Annotated in this window: 14 protein-coding genes; 9 read left to right on the plus strand and 5 right to left on the minus strand. The window is 45.2% G+C overall.

Annotation, left to right across the window (positions count from 1 at the left end):
- From PHF18_RS10910 to rpsJ, 3 genes are all read left to right on the plus strand, one after another.
- On the plus strand, positions 1 to 2,094 hold a 2,094-nt coding region (locus PHF18_RS10910; protein ID WP_300102497.1), incomplete at its 5' end, for an elongation factor EF-2.
- 359 nt (positions 2,095 to 2,453) lie between these two features.
- Positions 2,454 to 3,722 carry a translation elongation factor EF-1 subunit alpha gene (tuf, locus tag PHF18_RS10915; RefSeq protein ID WP_300102500.1) on the plus strand — a complete coding sequence of 423 codons (1,269 nt, stop codon included), beginning with the start codon at positions 2,454 to 2,456 and terminating at the stop codon, positions 3,720 to 3,722.
- A gap of 38 nt (positions 3,723 to 3,760) precedes the next feature.
- Complete coding sequence (gene rpsJ / locus PHF18_RS10920; RefSeq protein WP_300102503.1) at positions 3,761 to 4,069, plus strand: 30S ribosomal protein S10; 309 nt, start codon at positions 3,761 to 3,763, stop codon at positions 4,067 to 4,069.
- Positions 4,070 to 4,586: 517 nt separating this feature from the next.
- On the opposite strand, the gene PHF18_RS10925 is transcribed toward rpsJ, so the two are convergent.
- Both PHF18_RS10925 and PHF18_RS10930 read right to left on the minus strand, forming a co-directional pair.
- On the minus strand, positions 4,587 to 6,107 hold the full coding sequence (locus PHF18_RS10925) for an MAST domain-containing protein (protein ID WP_300102506.1): 1,521 nt from the start codon (positions 6,105 to 6,107) through the stop codon (positions 4,587 to 4,589).
- Positions 6,108 to 6,489: 382 nt separating this feature from the next.
- Positions 6,490 to 8,010 (minus strand): DUF4139 domain-containing protein, encoded by a 1,521-nt coding sequence (locus tag PHF18_RS10930; RefSeq protein WP_300102509.1) that lies wholly within the window; start codon positions 8,008 to 8,010, stop codon positions 6,490 to 6,492.
- 194 nt (positions 8,011 to 8,204) lie between these two features.
- Here PHF18_RS10930 and PHF18_RS10935 point away from each other — a divergent pair, with 194 nt between their 5' ends.
- Positions 8,205 to 9,707, plus strand: coding sequence for a PGF-pre-PGF domain-containing protein (locus PHF18_RS10935; RefSeq protein WP_300102512.1), 1,503 nt, complete (start codon positions 8,205 to 8,207; stop codon positions 9,705 to 9,707).
- Positions 9,708 to 10,634: 927 nt separating this feature from the next.
- On the opposite strand, the gene PHF18_RS10940 is transcribed toward PHF18_RS10935, so the two are convergent.
- Positions 10,635 to 11,576 (minus strand): nucleotidyltransferase domain-containing protein, encoded by a 942-nt coding sequence (locus PHF18_RS10940; RefSeq protein WP_300102515.1) that lies wholly within the window; start codon positions 11,574 to 11,576, stop codon positions 10,635 to 10,637.
- Between the two features lie 510 nt (positions 11,577 to 12,086).
- Here PHF18_RS10940 and PHF18_RS10945 point away from each other — a divergent pair.
- Together PHF18_RS10945 and PHF18_RS10950 are read left to right on the plus strand one after the other, a co-directional pair.
- Positions 12,087 to 13,310, plus strand: coding sequence for a M20 family metallopeptidase (locus PHF18_RS10945; protein WP_300102518.1), 1,224 nt, complete (start codon positions 12,087 to 12,089; stop codon positions 13,308 to 13,310).
- Between the two features lie 151 nt (positions 13,311 to 13,461).
- A complete protein-coding gene (locus PHF18_RS10950) occupies positions 13,462 to 13,899 on the plus strand; it encodes a GNAT family N-acetyltransferase (protein WP_300102521.1) in 438 nt (145 codons plus the stop codon).
- Positions 13,900 to 14,067: 168 nt separating this feature from the next.
- On the opposite strand, the gene PHF18_RS10955 is transcribed toward PHF18_RS10950, so the two are convergent.
- Positions 14,068 to 16,086, minus strand: a complete 2,019-nt coding sequence (locus PHF18_RS10955) for a glycoside hydrolase family 15 protein (RefSeq protein ID WP_300102524.1) — start codon at positions 16,084 to 16,086, stop codon at positions 14,068 to 14,070.
- A 789-nt stretch (positions 16,087 to 16,875) separates the two neighbouring features.
- Here PHF18_RS10955 and PHF18_RS10960 point away from each other — a divergent pair.
- Positions 16,876 to 17,031, plus strand: a complete 156-nt coding sequence (locus PHF18_RS10960; protein WP_300102527.1) for a hypothetical protein — start codon at positions 16,876 to 16,878, stop codon at positions 17,029 to 17,031.
- Between the two features lie 95 nt (positions 17,032 to 17,126).
- Here the strand turns inward: PHF18_RS10960 and wrbA are convergent, their stop codons facing one another.
- Positions 17,127 to 17,756 carry an NAD(P)H:quinone oxidoreductase type IV gene (gene wrbA / locus PHF18_RS10965; protein ID WP_300102530.1) on the minus strand — a complete coding sequence of 210 codons (630 nt, stop codon included), beginning with the start codon at positions 17,754 to 17,756 and terminating at the stop codon, positions 17,127 to 17,129.
- Positions 17,757 to 18,165: 409 nt separating this feature from the next.
- Between wrbA and PHF18_RS10970 the strand changes: the two genes are divergently transcribed.
- Together PHF18_RS10970 and PHF18_RS10975 are read left to right on the plus strand one after the other, a co-directional pair.
- Complete coding sequence (locus PHF18_RS10970) at positions 18,166 to 19,293, plus strand: glycosyltransferase family 2 protein (protein ID WP_300102534.1); 1,128 nt, start codon at positions 18,166 to 18,168, stop codon at positions 19,291 to 19,293.
- A gap of 9 nt (positions 19,294 to 19,302) precedes the next feature.
- The gene (locus PHF18_RS10975; RefSeq protein WP_300102536.1) at positions 19,303 to 20,478 is read left to right on the plus strand and encodes a glycosyltransferase family 4 protein; all 1,176 of its coding nucleotides are present in this window, start codon (positions 19,303 to 19,305) and stop codon (positions 20,476 to 20,478) included.
- The last annotated feature ends 66 nt before the right edge of the window (positions 20,479 to 20,544 follow it).

The raw sequence follows: 20,544 nt of genomic DNA on the forward strand, positions 1-20,544 counted from the left end.
AAAACCACATTATCGGACAACCTGTTAGCAGGCGCCGGCATGATTTCAAAGGAACTTGCCGGAAGACAGTTATTCATGGACTCCGATGAAGAGGAACAGGCAAGAGGTATTACAATCGATGCCTCTAACGTTTCCATGGTTCACACTTACGATAATGAAGACTACCTGATCAATCTGATTGACACTCCCGGGCACGTGGACTTTGGTGGGGACGTTACCCGTGCTATGAGGGCAGTGGATGGTGCAGTCGTGGTCGTGGACGCCGTCGAAGGCACAATGCCCCAGACCGAGACTGTGCTGAGACAGGCTCTCAGGGAACACGTCAGACCCGTACTTTTTGTCAACAAAGTAGACCGGCTAATCAATGAGCTGCAGGTCGATTCTCAGGAAATGCAGGTTCGCCTGGGCAAAGTAATTGACCACGTGAACAAGCTCATCAAGAATATGAATCCGGAGAAGTTCAAGGCAGGCTGGAAAGTAGATGCAGCAGCTGGAACTGTCGCATTCGGCTCTGCCCTTTATAACTGGGCAATCAGTGTGCCTATGATGCAGCAGACCGGGATCTCTTTCAAGGAAGTCTATGACTACTGTAAGGCCGAAGACATGAAGGCTCTGGCAGAAAAGTGTCCTCTGCACTCAACTGTCCTTGATATGGTTATCAGGTACCTGCCAAACCCTCTTGACGCCCAGAAGGGAAGAGTACCTGCTATCTGGCACGGTGATCCTAACTCTGCAATTGGCAAATCCATGGCCAATGCAGATGCAGCCGGTGACCTTGCTTTCATGGTAACGGACATTTCCATAGATCCACATGCAGGAGAAGTTGCAACCGGAAGGCTGTTCAGCGGATCTTTTTCCCGTGGAATGGAAGTTTTCACCTCCGGGACTGTAAAAAAGAGCAGAGTCCAGCAGGTAGGCATCTTCATGGGCCCCGAAAGGCTCGAAGTGGAGAGAATTCCCGCAGGAAACATTGCTGCAGTTACGGGCTTAAAAGATGCAATCGTAGGGTCCACAGTTACAACCCTTGAAGGCATGGTGCCTTTCGAAAGCATCAGGCACGTAAGTGAACCTGTGGTGACTGTGGCTGTAGAAGCCAAGCACACCAAAGATCTGCCCAAACTGGTCGAGGTTCTCAGACAGGTCGCAAAGGAAGACCCAACTCTTCAGATTACTCTGGACGAGGAAACCGGGGAACACCTGATGGCAGGTATGGGAGAACTTCACCTTGAAGTCATCGCCCACAGGATCCAGAGAGATAAGAATGTGGAAATCCTCACAAGCAAGCCTATCGTGGTCTACAGGGAAACCATCAGGAGAAAGATCGAGCCTGTAGAAGGAAAGTCCCCTAACAGGCACAACAGGTTCTATATTTATGTAGAACCCCTTGATGATGCAATTGTTGATTTGATCAAGGCCGGCGATATCAGCATGAACATGCCTGAGCTTGAGCGCAGACAGAAGCTCCTCGAACTCGGCATGAGTAAAGAAGAAGCAAAAGGCATTGCCGGCATCCTCAAATCCAACATCTTTATAGACGTTACCAAGGGTATCCAGTATCTGAACGAGACAATGGAACTGGTGCTTGACGGGTTTGAAGAAGTCATGAAGGCAGGCCCTCTCACAAGAGAACCAGTGGCAAACATGAAGTGCGTACTTGTAGATGCAAAACTCCACGAAGACGCTATTCACAGAGGTCCAGCCCAGGTCATCCCCGCAGCAAGGCAGGCCATTCAGGCAGGGATGCTTATGGCAGACGACGGCCTTCTCGAACCTTATCAGAAGGTCTTTATCCAGGTGCCCCAGCTTACAATGGGCGGTGCAACAAAGGAAATTCAGGGCCGCCGTGGAATTATCCTTAACATGACCACTGAAGGAGACCTGGCAATTATCGAGGCCAGGGTACCTGTGGCCGAGATGTTTGGATTTGCAGGAGAAATCAGGTCTGCAACCGAAGGACGTGCTATGTGGAGTACTGAATTCGGAGGCTTTGATATTGTACCAGCCAGCATCCAGACTGAAGTTGTAGGCCAGATCAGAGAAAGGAAAGGACTCAAGAAAGACCTTCCCAAAGCTTCTGACTACATGTCAATGTAAGCGGAATCTTTTCCGCTTTTCCTTAATATTTTAAAGGTAATACCTTTCTCCTTTGGAATTAATAAAAAAGATCTCGACTGACCTGGAAGGGAAAAGAATCCCTATCGGTTCGAGGATAAGGCCAATCGGAAAGCTTTAAGTCAAGGTATACCTATATTGGGGAAAAATAGTCCGGACCACTGGATATTCATACAGTACCAGTTCAAGGAAAAAGGCCGGAGAAGGGATAACTTACAATATTGATTTAACAAAAGAATATAGAAATGGATGAATCAATATTGAGATTTGCCCTAATCTTAATATAGTAAATATTTGATATACGAATTAAACTCATCCAGAATTACAGGAGAATTATAAATATGGCAGCAGATAAACCACATCTGAATTTAGCAGTGATTGGTCACATTGACCACGGAAAGTCAACATTCGTAGGACGCTTAATGTTCGATGCAGGAGCTATAGCTCCACACATCATTGATAAGTTTAGGGAAGAAGCAAAGCAGAAGGGTAAGGAATCCTTCGCCTTCGCCTGGGTTATGGACTCTCTTAAGGAAGAGCGTGAAAGAGGTATTACAATTGATATCGCTCACAAGAGATTCGACACAGACAAATTCTACTTCACAGTTGTGGACTGCCCTGGCCACCGTGACTTCGTTAAGAACATGATCACAGGTGCTTCTCAGGCTGATGCTGCTGTCCTTGTAGTTGCAGCCCCTGATGGTGTCATGGCCCAGACCAAGGAACACATTTTCCTTGCCAGAACTCTCGGTATCAACCAGCTTATTGTCGCAATCAACAAGATGGATGCAGTAGAATACAGCGAAGCCAGATACAAAGAAGTTATCGCAGAAGTATCCGGGATTCTGAAAATGATCGGGTTTAAGCCAAGCGATATCCCCTTCATCCCGACCTCCGCATTCTATGGCGACAACATGGTCAAACTCAGTGACAAAACTCCCTGGTACAAGGGTCCCTGCATCATGGATTCCCTCAACAACCTCAAAGAGCCTGAAAAACCCTCCACTCTCCCTCTCAGGATCCCTGTGGAAGATGCATACACCATCTCCGGTATCGGAACTGTGCCTGTAGGCAGAGTAGAAACCGGGGTCATGAAGAAGGGCGACAAGGTCGTTTTCATGCCCGGCGGTATATCCGGTGAAGTTAAGTCCATTGAGATGCACCACGAAGAAATCCCTCAGGCATTCCCCGGAGACAACATCGGATGGAACGTCCGTGGTATCGGCAAGAACGACATCCGCAGAGGAGACGTTTGTGGCCCTGTTGACAACCCACCATCGGTTGCTGACGAGTTTGTAGGACAGATTGTGGTCCTTCAGCACCCCTCTGCAATCACTGCAGGGTACACTCCTGTGTTCCACGCCCACACCTCCCAGACCGCATGCCAGCTGATTGCTCTTAACAGGAAGCTGGACCCGAAGACTGGTCAGGTTAAGGAAGAAAACCCAACTTTCCTTAAGGCAGGAGACGCAGCAATCGTTACCATCAAACCAACAAAACCGATGGTTATTGAACCAGTAAAGGAAATTCCACAGCTCGGCAGGTTCGCTATCCGCGATATGGGCATGACAATTGCCGCCGGTATGTGCATGAGTGTTAAGCAGAAATAACACTCTCCTTTTTTCATTTTGTAAGGAGAAAAAAGGTTATGCAAAAAGCCAGAATTAGATTGTCAGGCATCAATCCCAAGGATCTGGATGGAGTCTGTAACCAGGTAAAGTCAATTGCAGAAAGGACAGGAGTAAGCATTTCAGGGCCTGTTCCACTTCCAACAAAGAAGCTGGTTGTTCCCACAAGGAAGAGTCCAAGTGGGGATGGAACGGCAACCTGGGACCACTGGGAAATGCGCGTACACAAGCGTCTCATCGACATAGCAGCCGATGAAAGGGCACTTCGTCAGCTCATGAGAATCCAGGTTCCCAAAGACATAAACATCGAGATTGTACTCGAAGGATAAATGCAAAAAAAGACAGGTTACAGAAATCCTCTGTATCCGGTCTTGCAAATTCCTTTTCATTTCGTTATTTCAGAATATTTACGTATCCACTTTTTGAGAAATTGCCGGCAGCTATCTACTTGAAAGATTTTCAGTCCGCCGGAAGTTATTCTGCAAATCTGTTCTGTCTTTCCTTCGGCTCTTTTACTTCATAATTCAGCTTTCACTTTTTACTTTACTTCAGATTTTACTTCAGATTTCACTTTTTACTTTACTTCAGACTTTACTTCAGATTTTACTTCAGACTTTTAGGCTTCTATTTCTTCTGCTGGATCCCGGTTAAGGCCCCGGTTAAGATCCTGATTAAAAGCGATTCTCTGCTGTGTAGGTAATAGTTTTTGTGCTGTTTGAATGAGATAACCCGAAAAGAGAAAACCCGAAAAGGAGAAAAATATGATGCAGAGTTTTGAATCCCATTACCTCTGCATCCAATTTATCCAATGATACTGGATTTAGACAGACTGACCAGGATTGGTTATTATCTCCTGCGCTTCAGCCCGTATGCGGAAGCCAGCACTGCAACTCCGAGTCCAAACTCGAAAGCTGGCGTGGATTCGGCTTCAGATTCTTCTTCAGTAACTCCCTCTTCCTCGACTTCTTCTCCAGCCCCTTCTTCTCCGGCTTCTGGCTCCAGGTCAATTACTATTTCGTGCTCAGAAAATTCTGGGATATACACGGCCATGGTGGCGGTTTCATTTTCCTGCACGAGATAGCAGAGTGGGCGGTTCCCGCCGACAAAGAGTTCATCGATGCTTTCGGCTTTTTCAATTTCCACTCCGTCAAAGCGGAGCCTGAGGCGATCGGGATTGGAAAGGTTGATGGTCTCGTTGTCCACGTTTACGGTGATGACCCTGCCTTCGGGAAGGTCCGAATCTACCCCGAGCACTATGCGATCCCTGTCTCTTTCCATGACCTGCAAGCCCATGGGAGTGTAGTTCACAATGGATGCGTTATCCCCGCCTGCGCGGAGGGCAAGTTCAGCTCCGACACGGCCATTGGCAATTTCCCGGTTGAGCACCTGGTGCATGTACACAGCACGGGAACCGTAAGTATATCCAGTCTGCATGAAAGCAGGCTCCATAGGAATTGCACGGAACATAACCACACTGTTCTCTACAAGGGTTACCGTGACCCTGTCATCCGAAACCTCAACATCAAGTCCTTCGAGAGGCTCTGCATCCGTATCGGAAGCAAGGTAATTCTTGAAGACGGTAAGGTATCCCTCAAAATTGTTTTTAGTTATCTTTACAACGATCACATCTTTTAAATCATCTGAAAGTGTGGTATCCATGCTTGCTTCTACTTCGTCTGCAAGGTCAAAAACAATGGTTTTGTCGGCAAAAGCCATTACCTGCATGGTTCCCATCGGGTTGTCGTGAAGTAAAATCTGGCTCTCAGCGCCCTCATAGACAGCAGTTGCCCCTGCAACCTGCTCTTCTTTAAAGGCAAAATCGGAAACCGTAACCGAATCAAAAATCATATCTCCGCTAACCGCAAAGTTACTGACTTCGCCTGCATCGGAATCAAAATTGAAAGTCGTGTAATTCCCGTATGCAAAGCGGCCCTGCCGCATGAAATACATTCCTCTGCTCATGCCCCCACCTCTCGCAGCCTGTACGGCCTGCTGGCCCATCAGGAGCCTTTGCCTGGCATTGAGCGAGGTCTGGGCCTGCTTCGTGTTCATGACCATGTAGCTGACAATTTCCTGCCCTGAAACCTCGTACTGCTCTTCAACCTCCAGGATTGTAAGCTGCGTGCTCATATCCTCCGGAAGCCCGAGGTCGGAAAGCGCGGTTTTAACCGGGATTCCGAAATTGTTGCAGACTTCTTCGAAAGTCATGGATCCGAAACCCGCAAACCTGTTGTCATACTGGTCAAACCCGTACCCATTCATCATGTTCTGGCCCATTACCTGGCCATTTCCTTGCCCCATATTGTTAACGGGTCCGCCACCCTGCCCCATCTGGGCAAGGGCAGGAGATACCCCCAGGATCACCATCAAAAGGACACAAAATACAGATAGATCTAAGCTTTTCATTTTCAACTTCATTTTCATACTCCGTCACCCACAAACAATAACCTGTCAATGACCTCTCCAGCCTTAAAAAATAAGAAGCTGAAGCAAAACAGAATCAATAAATCGATAATTCAAACAATTGATTATATGAGCTAATCGTATAAATTCTCTTATACTGAAGTCCGGAACACTGCAGAAGCCCTACTCTAAAAAAAGATATTTTGGTCCCTTAAATCCTGATTTAGGGCAGTAAACCCCGGGAAAAACAATAAAAAAATTGATTACTCCCCATTATGAAAAAAGGGAGTAATTTTTGAAACAAGAGAAAGATTCTTTGAATATATTGGTTACTTTCAGTCCGGGCTCAATAGCTGCGTTCCACTGTGAAAGAGACTTTTTTAGAACCGTCTGCAGGCACGGTTACTTCCCATTCGGCAGTGAATGCATCCGTCTTTTTATAAGTCTCGGAACTCGTGGTAATTTCCCAGTCTCCGTAGAAATGTTCCACGATCCTTATTTTCTGGGCTTCAGTCTTATGGTTCTTTAATTCAATCTCATAGCTTTCCCGCCAGACGTCAGTGCTCACCTTTTTGTAATCGGTCTGGGTTCTGGTGCCTGTTACATCGAAAGCGTTTCCTACAACTACCTTGACTTCTTCATCTTTTGGGGTGTGGTCTATACTGTCTTCTCCAAGGAACTGGAGCTGCCCTTCGGAATCAGCTTTGTATACCCTGACAACCCCTGCAGGGAGAGGCATTCCAAGGCCCTTTTCTTTTGAATTTTCGAGGTTCAGGACTACCTGCACCTTATCACTTTTTGAAACATCAAAGATGAGTTCTTTTTCCACAGGTACAGCGTCTGCAGAGAGCAGGGAAAGCTGCTTGATCTGGTTGTTTTTCAGGGTAGCTGGCCTTTCCAGGGTGTAGAGGTGGTACTCAAAGAGGGATTCTTCGGAAAAGCTGTCCTTGGCTGTCCCTTCATACATTTCTTCTTCCACAGGCATCTCATACATAACTCTCGGCTGGGGCACAAAGACCCTGTGGACCTCACCTGCAACGAGCTTTAATTTGGTATCCTCATAGGTTGTCCCTGCCGCATTGTCGACACTGACCCAGCCCTGGATGTCAGCCTTTGAATCATCAGCATTCGTCTTTACGATGTAGTCTGCCCTCCAGCTCATGCCGCCCGTAAGATATGAAGTAAGGACATCCCGGGTGCCTGCTACAGGAGAATAGACCTGCCAGACCAGGGTGGGTTTTGTAAGCAGCCCTGCAGAGTCAGGAAACTCATATTTAGAGATTTCTGTGAGACTTACAACTTTTCCGTCACTCAGACTGAGCACAACCCCCCCGTCATGGCTGAGAAGAGTCCCTGTGTATGTCTCTCCTTCCTTTTCAGTTGCGGTGATTTCCTTGCCCAGGAATTTATCAAGAAGTTTGTAACTGCTTACCAGGTCATACTCATAGTTTTGTTCAAGCACGGCAGTATTTTTGTTCTTTGTGTCCTCAAACATGACTGAGGTAGGATCGATAAGTGCAGCAACATCAGTGTATTCGACCCTGTTAACTCCGGTCTTCAGGTCGAGTTCCCTGCGTTCTTTCACAAGGGCAAGGTTATCGTTGTAAACCGTAACCTCAGTAGCTGCATCAGTTCCCGCGGCTCTGGCAGTAAGAAACTCCAGAGGATTTGAAGGTTTTACCTTTGTGATTACACTGGAAGCAGAAGCAATACCATTAGCAGTGATTTCTCTTCCACTAACAGCTATTTCTTGCTCATCAGCCTGAACCGTGCCTTCAGTAGATCCAGGGTACGCAAACGCTGCAGCTGTGGCTACAACTCCGATAAAAACCAGAGAAATCCATAGATAACTTTTTCTCGTTCTCATAACAGATAATAGTGCACTGTTTTATTTATATGTGACTTTAACTGCGGATTCACTCGAAGTTATCCTTCTGCATCCCCGGATTTTCAAAGCCTTATGACACTGTAAATTACATATTCCTAAAAGATTTAAATAAAAGTCAGGCTGTTAACAGTTATAATAATATAGGCCGAAACAGAATATAGAATTTAAGATAGATGCCAGATAAACTCGAAAAAACTAAAGGACTAGTTTTCATGAAAACTATTGAGACCCTTAAAGTAAAAAACCGGATAAAAATCTCAAATTTTATCGCCGGTCTTATACTTATTCTATTTTTTGCAGTAACTATACTTCCAGTTTCGGCTTCCGGAATTGAGGCAAGCAGGGAGATTTCTGCAGGAACAGTTTATGCAGGTGGAACTTTCACAGTAACCATGCACATACAGACAGACCAGTATATTGAAGCTCTCACCCTTGATGAAAACCTTCCTGTTGGATGGGATATAACTATAGTTGATAATGATGGGGCTACGTTCCAGAATTCCGAGACTTTCAAAAAGTCTACCCTGGAATGGATCTGGGTCGAGAGCCTTCAGGCAGGCGGGGAAAAAACGGTTGTGTACAGGGTTACAGCGCCTTTAGTTGCTGAACCTGGAAATTTCACAATCTCAGGTAATGTTTCCGCGTATTCCATCTCCGCTGTTCCTGTTACAGGAGCTTCGGAAATAATTCTCACATACCCTCCTCCTGAAGCCGGATTTTCTGCAAGCCCTCTCTCCGGCATCGTGCCCCTTACAGTCCAGTTCACGGACTTATGTACAGGCAACACGGATTCCTGGGAATGGGATTTTGATGGAAACGGAAGTACCGACTCTACAGAGAAAAATCCGGCATGGACATATGAAATCCCGGGCACCTATACTGTCACTCTCATAGCAACCAACACTACCTATGGAAACGATGCCGAGACAAAAACAGGTTATATCACAGTCACTGAGAAAACCTCGTCTTCCGGAGGAAGTAGTGGAGGTGGAGGTGGAGGCTCTTCGGAATCAAGCCGGAACATAGAGCTCAAGGAGATTTCAAATGAGCAGGTCTTCAAAGGAATCCACACCTGCTACACCTTCAAAGGAGAGACAAACGAAATAGTTGCTGTGGAGTTTGACCCGAAAAAGAACTTTGGGAAAATAACCACAATTGTGGAGATTCTAAAGAACACGTCCTCAATAGTGAAAGAACCTGCCCCCGGAACCGTCTACAGAAACCTGAATATCTGGGTTGGAAGCAATGGATTTTCAAGCTCTGAAAACCTTGAAAATGCCCGGATAAGCTTCAGGGTAAACAAGACATGGCTCTCCGAAAACGGCATTAATGAAAACACAATGATCCTGTACAGGTACAGTGAAAATATGTGGGGTGCACTACCCACAACCCTGACCGGAGAAGACCAGGATTACTTCTACTTTAACGCAGAAACCCCGGGATTTTCGCCTTTTGCGATCGCAAGCCCGGAAAAAAATACACAATTGGTTGAAATAAACCCAATTAGAAATGAAGACAGTACTGTTATGAGCACAGCAGAAATATCCGGAGAAGAAAGTGGAGAAGATCTGGCTTCGGATAACGAAAAGGAAGATGCCCCCGGAGCTGGAGTTTCATTTACGGTAGCCGGCCTTCTGGCATCATACGCAGCCCTGAAGAGAAGGAAGATAAAATAAGTCTCTCAAGACCGGGGAAGGTTTGGAGAAATCTTCCTTTCCCGAATTGCGCCTCTCCCGAATTGCGCATCGGGAGTACGCGGTCCTTTTCGCTGCGCTCAAGAGGACTACTTTTTGGTATTTAGTAGTGAGATTCGCTCAAGAGGACTACTTGATGGATTATAGTAGTGAGCTTCATTCAAGAGGACAGAATTATAAATATTTCTGATCCGTACAACCTTATTCACTATACTGAGTCGTTCTTGTCACGCTCGACGCAGGAGAGCGGCCTTCAGACAAAAAGAAAGAAGAAAAGAGAGTAAGAAGAGATAAACCAGAAGTAACAGCGACCAAGTAAACCGGTAAGAGACTCACAGATAACCAACAGAGAACTAACAGATAACCAACAGAGAACTAACAGATAACCAACAGAGAACTCACAGATAACCAACAGAGAACTAACAGATAACCAACAGAGAACTAACAGATAACCAACAGAGAACTCACAGATAACCAACAGAGAACTAACAGATAACCAACAGAGAACTAACAGATAACCAACAGATAACCAACAGATAACCAACAGATAACCAACAGATAACCAACAGATAACCAACAGAGAACTAACAGATAACCAACAGAGAACTAACAGATAACCAACAGAGAACTAACAGATAACCAATAGGTAACCAACAGGTAACTGATAAGTAAAAGCAACCGAAAAAAATGTGTTGAATACAAACAAAGTAAATACTGCCTGCAAAACACTCTTTTTCAACTATCTTTTTTATTGCTATTATATTTTATCCAAATTATTTTTCTTCTTTCTTTTTTTGACCGGCCGCCAGACAAGCTGGTGGGGGGTGTTATATACAGATGGGAATTGAAAACCGCCTCCCTGGAAGGAAAAAAATATTTCTCAGGCAGGGAGGGGGATTTCTAGCAATATCATATATGTCCGCACTTCTCAAGCCAGGTAAGGGACCTTATCCATTCTCCTTTTGGCTCCCTTGAGGTGCCAATGACAAGCCGCTTCATATCTCCGAATTCTTCAACCACACCGCGGGCTTCTATGATCTCGCCGGGGAGAGCCTGGCCTGCATAGGTGTGGGTATAGGAGAGTACATGGTCGATCTCATCATGTTCTACTTTGTAATAGGAAGGGCTGTCAAAGGCAAAATCAGCGTTTTTGACCTCGGCTTCGATTTTCATTTTGACAGTGTCTTTTCCCCTCGGTAGAGGCTCTTTGATCTGATCCCACTCCCGCACGAAGAGAAGGTCAAAATAAGTGCCCTCTACCATGCCACGGTTGCCTTTCCTGGACTCGTGCAGCATGAATTCGTCAAAAGAAATCTCAGGGATTCTTTTCCTGTAGATTCTTTGCCACATATCCTCATCGAGCTCTTTGATAGGGCCCTCCTGTTGTTTTGCAACGGCTATGGCATCCCTTGCCCTGAACCACATAGGACCGTAAACAACAAAATCGACATCAGAGCTCTCATTTTGCAGACCTGCAAGCATTGAACCCGTAACTCCCATACTTGTCCTGGGAATTTCTGCCATATCAAGCACCTTTACGATCGCCCTTACCCGGCTGTCGGAATTCACAAGCTCCGGGATGCAGTCAGAGGGGCGCAGTACCTTCTTTACCTCAGGCTCCGGGACAACGTGCACGTCCTGGACCCATTCAGGCCTGTTTTCTTTCATGAATTCAAAAGCAGGGCCAAAATCGTATTTTTTGTACCGTTTCCCATTTAACTCCCTCTCCCCGTTTTCATCCGGAACGTAGCGGAGTGTGGCTCTTATTCCATCGGTACGGAAGTAGTCAGAAACCGCAAAAAGCCAGTCATCTTTTGTAAGAAGAAAATCCCTCAGGCGTGTTTTAAGCATTTGTATCATCCCTGGAAAATGTGACGAATATTAGGATCTGCTGAAAGTAACCACGGCAGATTGACCTTCAGTAAATTGACCTTCAGTAAATTGACCTTCAGTAAATTAACCTTCAGTAAATTGATCTTCAATTAAGAACACTTTTAATTTCAGTTGAGAACACTTTAAAATTACATTACAATGACTTTATAATGACAGTAATAACGAACAACGAACTTAAATATGACAGATTAATAACCCTTTAACTGCCAATACTTTAACTGTCATTATTTTAAAATGAATAACATAATAAAATGTATTGTACCATTCATGTATTTAACTATCAGTATTTTAATTCTTAATTTATGAATAAGAAAATGGAATAATATATACCTGGAGTAATATCTACTGAATGAGTAAAATAAATGAACTGAACATTATCGAAAAAACTGAACATTATCAAAAAAACTGAACATTATCGAAAAAATATACGGAATAAGCTGCATATGTAGAAAATCCGAGGTAATACGTTTGAGAGATGATCCGAGTGCAGAAGCGCTTGAAGCCTGGATTATCCGGCTGAGGCGAGAATTTCATCGATACCCCGAACTCAGTTTCGAAGAATATGAAACCCAGGAACGAATCCTGAAAATCCTTGGAGAACTGGGAATCGAAGCCAGGAAGATTGCGGATACTGGCGTGCTTGTAAGTATCCGGGGCACATTGCCTGGTCCCTGCATTGCCCTTCGTACGGACATGGACGGGTTGCAGGTACAGGAAGAGGCGGGAGAAAGGAACGGGGACTATATCTCCAGGAATGAGGGAATTATGCACGCCTGCGGGCACGACGGGCATATGGCAATGATTTTTGGAGCTGCCCGGCTCTTTTTAGAAAACAGAGACTTTCCAGGGGAAGTTCGCCTGATCTTCCAGCCGGCAGAAGAGATCCCTCCCGGTGGTTCGGAGAGGGTTATTGCCGAAGGAGGGCTTGAGGGCGTGGATGCAGTCATCGGCATGCACCTCTTTACCCACCATGAATCAGGCAGTGTGGGTTTCCGTCCCGGACCGTTTATGGCAAGCACCAACCGTTTTGAAGTCATCTTTAAAGGAAAAGGAGGCCATATCTCATTACCTGAAAGATGCATTGATACCGTCAGGATGGCAACTGACTTCATAATCAGCATCTACCCTGCCCTGCAAGCGAACCTCGAGCCTGAAAGGTACGTCCTGGGTGTGGGCAGGATCCAGGGAGGAGCCCAGTTTAACAGGACCCCGGACACTGTCGAAATCCTTGGGAGCTATAGGACCTTTGACAACGAGACCACGGAGATCATCGACAGGACAATAAAGGGCTGTCTGGACGAAGTCATGGGAAAATATGTAAAAGCAGGAGAAGAGTTTTCGGGTTTTCCTGCCTATGATCTCGACATCTACCACGGATATCCTGTCCTGGTCAATGATCCCGTATTCACCGAAGCTGCGCATTCAAAACTGAAGGAAAGTTTCCCGGAACTTGTACTCTACCCGGAAATGGAAAAGACCTTTGCCGCCGAAGACTTTGCAAGCTACCTGCAAAAAGTGCCCGGAATCTTCCTCTCCCTGGGCACCCGGAATCCCGAAAAAGGAATCCTGGAAATCAATCACTCTTGCCGGTTTGACATTGATGAAGAGATCCTCCTGACGGGTACAAAGATCTTTCATACCCTTGCCCTTGACTTCTTGAAAAATCCGGCTAGGTACCTGGGAACCGCCTGAAAATCCTGCAAACTGACCGGAATAGAAGGACAAATGGAACGGTAGAACCTGCCTGAAGGGCCAGCGCCGACAGACAAAAACCGGAAGAAAAGAATACCAGGAAAGCTGAACAGGAAACAGGAATGCTGCACGCCTGCAGGAGATAATGCACATGATAATCCAGAGGTACGACGAGTCCAGAAAAGAAGAGGTCAGGGACGTTGTCCTTGAAGTCCTGCTTGAACACGGCTTTGAGTACGACAGGCTTAAAGATTCGGACCTGAAAGACATCAAAGGTTACTATTTTGCAAAAGGAGGCACCTTTTTTGTAGGCCTGGCCGATGGCAGAGTAGTGGGCACTGCAGGAGTCCGTAAACTTGATGGGAACCTCTGTGAAATCAGGCGCATCTACCTTAAAAAGGGCTTCAGAGGCAAAGGTAATGGAAAAAAGCTTTTTCTGGCAGCTCTGGATTTTGCCGGAAAAAACTGTTCAGGTGCCGTGCTCAAAACCGATTCGACCCTTAAAAAAGCGATAGGCATGTATCTTAAGCACGGTTTTACTTTTGTAAAAGAAGAAGAAGGATACCTGTACTATGAGAAACGGTTTTAACATAAGCTGATTTTGTATACTTTTGTATTGAAACCGTGTTGCAGAAACCGTTTTACAGAAACGGATCTAAAATAAACGGTTTCATCAACAAGCACGGGTTTTTCATTTAACTTTTTTACGTTTTCATTTAATTCCTGAACATTCTCGTTTGATTTTCGAAATTGATTTTTATTTTGCCGGTAAACTGCATGACCCACCTTCTCTTTTCTCAAGAGCCTGCAGATACTCCAGCACAGCAAGCACAAAAGCTGAGTGAGACCAGGCAAGCGGTAGGACCGAAAGAGGCCTGCCTTTATCGTCCACCTGTTCGGACATAAGGCCTGTCGGGTGGGTATGAGCTGCACACCACTCAAGAAGCTCAAGAGCCCTTTTCAGGTTCCCTGTTGCAGAGTGCCACTGGGACAACCAGAGAGTACAGATTATCCAGCTGTTCATGTAACCGTAGTAATTGTCATTGAGATATCGGGCGATTCCGCCTGAGGGTCGGATGAGTTCGCTTTCAATTGCCTCCATTGTGCGGACGACTTTGGGATCATCAGGCGGGAGAAGCCCGAAGTACCAGACTGCAAACACCGAAGAGTCCAGGGTCGGGTCGTCGAGGGAACGCCGGAACCGCTTTAGTTCCTTATCGTAGAGCTTTTCCAGGACCGCCTGCTTAACACGGTTTGCGGCTTCCCCCCAGACGTCTGCGTTGTCATAATCTCCAAGAGAACGGGAGAGTTCACATGCTCCGTAGAGACCGGCATAGACAGTGCAGGCGCTGTAGGTATGCACACCTTTTCGCTCTTCCCAGAGGTCAAAGCTTGAAATGGGAAGGTTTGTTTCTCTGTCCAGGGCTTTTGTAAGGTAATTGGCTGCGGGAAGGACAAGCCCTCTGTAATACCTGCCTGTAGTCCACACACTCCTTTCAAGCTCCCAGTTGTTGTAGAGGGCATAGAGGGGAAGCCCTGTTTCATCAATCTGGATCATGGGAACAGGATGCCAGGTGCTCCCGAAATCTCCAGCAGGGGTATACTTGTGAAGAAAGTTGCCTCTATGTGTGATGGTTCTGGAGAAAAACTCAAATATCTCCGTACTCAGGTGGTGGTACCGCGCTCTATCAAGCGCAAGGCAGACCCAGGCTGCGTCTCTGGGCCAGCAGTAGGAGTAGAGGTCTGCCCCAAACTGCTTTATATCCGAGTCGCAGGAAGCAATCACCGAACCCGTGATATCCATGTGGGCGACAACTGTAAGGAGGCTGCGGTAAAAACACTTTGAGACGCTTTCCGGAAGCTGCGGCATCCAGGCATACTCAGAGAGGACGGACACCCTCTCGACAAAAGAATTCCAGAAATTGAAGCTATGGTGAAAAAGAGCACTTCTTCCGGCTGCCTTTACCCTTTTATGGATCTTGAGCACATTGCAGTACTTTTTTCCAAAAACGATCCAGAAATGTACCCTTGTTGACTCTCCGGCTTTCAGCTCAGGCAGGGTCCAGCCTAGAGTGGAATCTACCGAGCCGTGAGCTACGGGGTTTCCACTGAGACTTGCATCATCTTCCATGTCTTTCCAGGTGCCTTCAAGCCCTTTCCACTCTGCAGTCCCTACCGCATGCTGGTCAAAGGGAGGGTCACTCGCATGCAGGAAATAGCGGTCGCGCTTGTAGTGGATAAGGGTCTGTTTATCAATTACAGCGGTTTCTCCGATCTTGTTTTCAAGGATCCGGTAGTTCTGGTTGGAAAAAAGACGCAGGTGCCTGGGAGAATTCGAGATATTTTTTACTTCATAGGTCCTGTAGAAAATGTTTACCGACGGATGGACGGTTTCCCATACCGTAATTTTGAGCCCGAGCTCAGGGTTTTCGAATACAGTCTCCCCTATATTTGAAGTAACTTCCATACAGATTTCAGGCATTTTTCCATTAGCCGGATCTTCTTTTTTTGTTTCGTTTTCCTCCTGTGTCCCTGAGATCTCAAGTACCCGGCTGCAGAAATTTTCTTCGAAATCTGATTTATACCGCTGCCGGATCTTCCAGTTTTCAAGCCAGCTGCAGTAAAGGGAATCGAGGTCACATACACCGACCCTTATCGAGTTTCCGTGATTCTCGAGCCCTACATATGGGAAATAGATATCCCTTATAGTCCCGGTCTCATCTTCACAAATCAGGATTTTTCCATTTCCGAAAATCAGCGGCCTAATTCCGGACACCTCCTACTCTATTTTCTATTATTTCGTTTTCGATTCTGTAATTTTTAATTCGATTCTGTAATTTCTAATTCTATTCTGTATCCTTCCTTGATCAAGTTATATTTATGAGAAATCAACGCAAACCTGATATGGGTTATGGTTTACCCGGATAACTATACCTTACTTTTAGAGCTTAATATTCTTTTTTGATCCTGAAATATAAATAAACCTGTACCATCCTCTAATAAACCTTTATCATCCCGGATCAAGAATTCATAAATCCTCTGCAGGAAACCCGTTAAATTTTTAGATTTAGCGAATAGTTAACTAAAGCTGAACCATTTTACAGCTATTTCTGTAAAGGTTGAACTGTTTTTAATATTCTACCGGTGTGCTGAGCATGCTCAGGTTTTAAGTTTGAAAAGTAAAGTTTTTGTCTCAGATGGTCAGTGAAATCAGATCAATTTTTGAACTGAAATTCCTATAAGAATTGAATTTGTCGCTGAGATATTTAAGAGGAAGGACCGATCTGTGAACATAACAACTTTAGGTTTAAAAACTGTCTTCCCCAGGGGCAACAGTGCAAAATAATTTGGATTCCAAATATCAGGGATGAAAAAGCATGCATTTAACGTATATTATTTTTGGAAATATTGCATGTCCAGCATGTTGAATTTTATTTTATTTCTTACTAATAATATTTACTCTCGTCATACGAAAGTTTATATTTAGTTGTGTTCTTGTTAGTATGGCTTATAAAAACTAAGTCTTTAAAGAAAGTATCCACATACAAAAATGTGCGTGTTTACTATGGTTTACGTAAAAAAAATATGTCCCGTTTGCGGGAAAGAATTCTTTGTCCTCAAGAGTGCAGAGGAAAAGGCAGTATACTGTACTCTGGCTTGCCTGGCAACAGCCCAGGATAAGTTTGAACGCAGAGGCAGAGCTTTATCAGGCTTTAGCTAAACACTCTTATTACAGGCAAAAGAACTCCGAAAACTGAAAGGAAAACACCCCGAGAGAAGGGAACGTTTTCCGTCTCTTTTTATTTTTAAAAGCTTTTATTTTCCAGCGATTTTCTTTGCAATCTGAGTTACGTGCCTTCCCTGGTAACGGGCCATTGCAAGTTCATTTTCTGACGGCTGGCGGCTCCCATCTCCTCCGGCAATTGTTGAAGCTCCATATGGGCTGCCGCCTGTAATTTCATCCATTCTAGTCTGCCTCTTTTCAGCATACGGTAAGCCCACTATGATCATTCCGAGGTGAAGAAGGGTAACATGAAACGTGAGGATAGTTGATTCCTGCCCCCCATGCTGGGTTCCACTGGACGTGAAAACACTTCCTACCTTCCCTACAAAGGCATCCCTGTTCCACAGGCCTCCGAGACCGTCAAGGACTGCACGCATCTGGGCAGTCATCATCCCGTAGCGCGTAGGAGTTCCGAATATCAATGCATCGGCTCCAGCCAGTACATCTTCATACATGTCCCGGGTCAGGACAGGAATATGAGCAAAGAGCTTTTTAGTCTCTATTGCCCCCATTTTTTCAAGAATTTCATCCGTCAATGTTTCAGGAACCTGGTAAATCTCTACCTCAGCCCCTTCGACTTCCTTTGCTCCTGCAGCGACAGCTTCTGCCATCCTGTAGATGTGCCCGTACATACTGTAGAATATTATATTTACCTTAACCATTCGACCCCCTCTGTCAAAAAATAGTTAAATATGTTCCCAGGTTGTTTGAGTTCCAAACATTAAACTTTTTCAGCTTACAAAATGTGCTGAAATGAATTGTGAGTTCCGGAGCAATCCAAACTCCCCCCCTTAAAAAAGTTTTCTGATACATTATATAGCTTGTTATCATAAGTTATATCCTGTTAACATAAGTTATATCTTGTTAACATAAGTTATATCTTGTTAACAGAAGCTATTTATTGTTAATAGAAGTCCGGCTCCTTTTATTTGCTTTATTTTCCATCCCCCTTGTCCCTGTTTCAAACCGCACGGTATTAAAGAACACTGTAAAAAATATGCTGGGGAAGTAACTCCTGATAAATGTGAGGTATCAAAATAGTTATTAAGAGATATGCTGTATTAGCTGGGCATGCCCTCTCTTTCTATTGTAATGCCTTCCATGAATGAGGAAGAAACTATTCGTATTTGCATACAGAAAGCCCAGACCATATTCCAAAAATATGGCATTGAGGGGGAAATTATTATTGCTGACAATTCTTCGGATAAAACCGCAGAGATTGCAGCATCCATGGGTGCAAAGGTTATAGGCCCGATAAAAGGTTATGGGAATGCCTATCTCAAAGGGCTAGCCGAAGCGAAGGGTGATTATATTGCTATTGCAGATGCAGACAACACATATGATCTCCTTGAGCTGGATAAATTTCTGGACCCCCTTATGGCAGGGGAAGCAGATTTCATAATGGGTTCCCGACTCAAGGGTGAAATCAAAAAAGGGGCTATGCCCTGGCTGCACCAGTATATTGGCAACCCTATCCTGACCGGCATGCTCAATTTCCTGTTCAAAACAAAAATTTCGGATGCACACTGTGGGATGAGGGCTTTTACTAAAGAAGCCCTTGAAAAAATGAACCTTAAAACTCACGGCATGGAACTTGCGTCCGAGATGATAATTGAAGCTGCAAGATGCGGGCTGAGGATTACAGAAGTCCCCATAACCTATTACTCACGCAGAGCTCCCTCCAAGCTGCGCTCTTTTCAGGATGGCTGGCGGCATGTAAGGTTTATGATGCTATACCGTCCAGTCCCTTTCCTCTATCTTCCCGGAGCTTTTGTGTTTATTCTGGGTTTTCTCATAACCGTCTCTCTTCTTTTTACGGAAAGTGCTGCATATAACCGGTTGCACTCCTTTATTTTGGGCAGCATGCTCTTAATCATTGGAGGGCAAATCCTGGCTACTGGTGGATATATGAAGACCTATGGCATGATCCACGGCATGTACCGGGATGACAGAAAAGGTAAGAAGCTGCTTAGTTACCATTCCCTTGAAAAAGAACTGCTCGGAGGCTCCCTTATCCTGGGCTCAGGGCTTGTTCTTGGGCTGAAAGTCACCTATACCTGGATCAGTTCCGGATATGGCTCCCTTGAAGAAGTAGAATCCGCAGTTATTTCAATGGTTCTTGCAGCAGTTGGGCTCCAGCTGATTTTTTCTGCAATCTTCGTAAGCGTAATGCTCCTCGAAGTTGATACTGATTGGTAAAGTGATTAAATGAAAATTGCCTTCGTATACGATGCTGTCTACCCCTGGGTCAAAGGGGGCGCAGAAATGCGCATTCATGAGCTGGGGAAGCGGCTTTCTTCACAGGGGCACGATGTGCACCTTTTCGGGATTAAATGGTGGGAAGGTGGAGATGTTATTGAATATGAAGGCATGACCCTCCACGGCGTCTGCAAAGCAAGGGAACTCTATGCGGCTGGCAGAAGATCAATTTCCGAAGCACTTGTTTTCTCGGTGAAATTGTTTCCGTACCTCCGTCGGGAAAAATTTGACCTTATAGATGTAAGTGTATTTCCCTATTTTTCCTGTATTACCGTAAAGCTTGTCTCAGTTTTAAAAAGGAGTCCTGCAATCTTTACGTGGCATGAAGTCTGGGACGACTACTGGTACGAATATATGGGAAAGGCGGGCTTTTTCGGAAAAGTGATCGAAAAAGCGGTTTCTAAAATAGCGGACAATAATATCGCGGTTTCGGACTGGACTAAGAAGAGGCTTGAAGCCCTCGGGGTCCCTGAAGAGAAGATTGTGGTTATCCTTAACGGAATCGATCTTAAAAAGATTTCTGAGATTGAATCGGAGGGTGGACTGGCTTCTGTCGGGCTTGAGGGGAAAATTTATGACATCATTTTTGTCGGCCGGCTTATAAAGGAAAAAAATGTTGATGTGCTATTTAAAGCAGTGGCTCTCCTTAAGGCTGATTTTCAGGACCTCAGGTGCTGCATTGTTGGGGACGGCCCTGAAAAGGAAGCGCTTGTGGGGCTTGCAAAGAAGCTGGGAGTTTCTGAAAACGTCAAGTTTGAAGGGTTTCAGGAATACGGTGCTCTGATCGGGAAAATTAAGGCCTCAAAGACGCTTGTGCTGCCTTCTTCAAGGGAAGGTTTCGGGATGGTTGTAATCGAAGCTTTTGCCTGCCTGGTGCCTGTGGTGACGGTAAGGAAAAAGTACAATGCGGCGCAGGGGCTTGTTGAGGATGGAGTGGACGGGTTTGTTGTGGAGCTGGAGGAGAGGGAGATCGCAAAAGCCGTGGGAAAAATAATTGTAAAGAACTCAGGGAACAGAAATATTTCAGAAGCTGCATTTAACAAAGCTAAAAAATATGATTGGGACGAAATATTTGAGAATATTAGTTTAGTGTATGATGGATGTGTAAAGAAAAGTTTAAAGTGAGACGTCATGTCTTTGCAAACAAATAAAAAGACGTCAGAGGACTCTCCCTATTAAAGTATTTCGGAG

Source organism: Methanosarcina sp., assembly GCF_028693135.1.
In the GTDB taxonomy this organism is placed as follows: domain Archaea; phylum Halobacteriota; class Methanosarcinia; order Methanosarcinales; family Methanosarcinaceae; genus Methanosarcina.